Annotated in this window: 1 protein-coding gene and 1 pseudogene; both read left to right on the top strand. The window is 73.8% G+C overall.

Translation table 11 applies throughout. The features are described 5' to 3' along the window. The first annotated feature begins 80 nt into the window (after positions 1 to 80). Positions 81 to 2,171 (top strand): acetate--CoA ligase, encoded by a 2,091-nt coding sequence (acs, locus tag RWM17_RS13630; RefSeq protein ID WP_314104544.1) that lies wholly within the window; start codon positions 81 to 83, stop codon positions 2,169 to 2,171. A 100-nt stretch (positions 2,172 to 2,271) separates the two neighbouring features. After that, a pseudogene (locus RWM17_RS13625) lies at positions 2,272 to 2,908 on the top strand (cell wall protein); the annotation flags it as partial.

Here is a 2,908-nt window from a genome sequence, read left to right as displayed (position 1 = left end):
CGGCGCGGCGCGGCGAGCGGCCCGTTACGCGACGTGACGCTGCCCCGGTGGGCCGGCCCGCGCCTCCGTACGCTCGGGTGATGGCCCCGAGCGACACCACCACGACCGCCCGCGACACCATCTCGAACCTGCTCGACGAGCGGCGGACGTTCCCGGCGCCGAGCGCGCTCGCCGCGACCGCGAACGTCACGAGCTCCGAGCACGCGCGCGCCGCGGCCGACCCCGTCGCCTTCTGGGAGGAGCAGGCTCGCCGGCTCGACTGGGTGACGCCGTGGCACACGGCCCACACCTGGGCGCCCGTCACCGAGCGAGAGGACGGCAGCCTCACGGTGCCCGAGGCGACCTGGTTCACGGGCGGCCGCCTCAACGTCGCCGTCAACTGCGTCGACCGGCACGTCGCGGCAGGGAACGGCCAGAAGGTCGCGCTGCACGTCGAGGGCGAGCGCGGGGACCGGCGTGACGTCACGTACGCACAGCTGCAGCGCGAGGTCGTCAAGGCCGCGAACGGCCTCCGCAGCCTGGGGGTCGGCGAGGGCGACCGCGTCGTCGTCTACCTGCCCGTCATCGCCGAGACGATCGTCGTGACGCTCGCGATCGCGCGGATCGGCGCGATCCACTCGCTCGTCTTCGGCGGCTTCTCGGGCGAGGCGCTCAAGTTCCGGGTCGAGGACACGGGCGCGAAGCTGCTCGTCACCACCGACGGGCAGTTCCGGCGGGGCGCCGCGGTGCCGGTCAAGGCGAACGCCGACCACGCCGTGAGCGGCGAGAACCAGGTCGAGCACGTGCTCGTCGTGCGGCGCACCGGCGACGAGACGCCCGACGTGCCGTGGACCGAGGGCCGCGACCTCTGGTGGCACGACGTGGTCGACGCGCAGCCCGACACGGACGAACCGGAGGCGTTCGACGCCGAGACGCCCCTCTTCATCATGTACACGAGCGGCACGACCGGGAAGCCCAAGGGCCTCGTGCACACGAGCGGCGGCTACCTCACGGCCGCGAGCTGGACGCACTGGGCCGTCTTCGACGCGAGGCCCGACGACGTGCACTGGTGCACGGCCGACCTGGCCTGGGTGACGGCGCACACCTACGAGATCTACGGCCCGCTCTCGAACGGCCTCACACAGGTGATCTACGAGGGCACGCCCGACACCCCGCACCCTGCCCGGCACCTCGAGATCATCGAGCGCTACGGCGTGACGACGTACTACACGGCGCCGACCCTGGTGCGGACGCTGGCGTCGTGGTTCCCCGACGGCCTGCCGACCGACTTCGACCTGAGCTCCCTGCGTCTCCTCGGCACGGTCGGCGAGGCCATCAACCCGGAGGCGTGGGTCTGGTTCCGCGAGCAATTCGGCCGGGGCGAGCTGCCGATCGTCGACACGTGGTGGCAGTCGGAGACGGGAGCGGCCGTGATGGCCCCGCTGCCGGGCGTCGACACCCTCAAGCCCGGGTCGTCGCTGCGGGCGCTGCCCGGCGTCTCGACCGCCGTCGTCGACGAGGCCGGCGAGCGCGTGCCGAACGGCTCCGGCGGCTACCTCGTCGTGCAGCAGACGCCCCCGTCGCTCGCCCGCACGGTCTGGGGCGACCCCGAGCGCTACCGCGACAGCTACTGGGCGAAGTACTGGCGGCAGGGCTGGTTCTTCTCCGGCGACGGCGCCAAGTACGACGACGACGGCGACATCTGGCTGCTCGGCCGCGTCGACGACGTCATCAACGTGTCGGGGCACCGCCTGTCGACGATCGAGATCGAGTCGTCGCTCGTCGCCCACCCCCTCGTCGCCGAGGCGGCGGTCGTCGGCGTCTCGGACGCGCGCACCGGCCAGGCGATCGCCGCCTTCGTCGTGCCCGCGACCCGACCCGCAGGAGGCGCGGTGCGCGACGCCGGCGACGCCTCCGAACCGCAGGTCTGGGCCGCGCTCTCGGGGTCGGCGTCGGGCTCGCTGTCGCGCCTGCTGCGCGCCCACGTCGCCGACCAGATCGGCCCCGTGGCGAAGCCCGCGACCGTGCTCGTCGTCCCCGACCTGCCGAAGACCCGCTCGGGCAAGATCATGCGGCGCCTGCTGGGCGACGTCTCGGAGGGGCGCGAGCTCGGCGACACGACCAGCCTGCAGGACGCGTCGGTGCCGGAGCGGATCGCGGCCGTGCTCGCGGAGGTGCGCGGCGCCTCCTAGGGTCGCAGGCCACTGGACGACACCTGCTGTTCACCCCCCGGACGGGTCACCCGCCTAGGTTCACAGGGCTCTGCTCGACGATCCAGGGGAACTCCACAGCATGCGCCGTCGCCACACCGTCCTGCCCGCCGCGGCCCTCGCCGCCTGCCTCGTCGCCGGAGGCGCGGTGCCCGCCGAGGCCGCCGTCCCGGTCGGCGAGGTGGTCGTCACCGAGATCGCTCCCGACACCGTCGGCGTCGACGAGTTCGAGTACGTCGAGGTCGTGAACACGACGTCGAGCGACGTGGTGCTCGGCGAGGGAGGCGTCTCGCTCGCGTACAGCTACGTCGACAGCGACGTGCGCACCCGCGACGTGCCCCTCTCGGCCCCCGCCGGCACGGTGCTGCCGGCGGGCGTCCCGGTCGTCCTGTGGCTCCGGTACACGGCCACGAACGTCGACTCGTTCCGGTACACGGAGGACGACTTCCGGTCGTTCTGGGCCGGCGAGGGAGGCGCGCCCGCGTCGTACCCGGTCGTGCCCGTCACCGGGCAGGCCGGCATGGCGAACGGCGGCGGCCGCGGCGTGCGCGTCGTCGACGCCTCGGACGACGCCGTCGTCTCGTGGTCGTTCTACCCGACGGGGTCCGTCTCAGCGGGCACCGTCGCCCAGTTCGGCCGCCCGGCGGACCCCTCGCGGCCCTCGGCGCCGCTGCTCGCGTCCACGGCTGCGCCGACCCCCGGCACGGTCGACCCGAGCC

This window comes from uncultured Frigoribacterium sp. (assembly GCF_963515265.1).
Taxonomy (GTDB): domain Bacteria; phylum Actinomycetota; class Actinomycetes; order Actinomycetales; family Microbacteriaceae; genus Frigoribacterium.
Note: the sequence above shows the minus strand (reverse complement) of the source record. Positions and strands in the feature narration are given on the sequence as shown.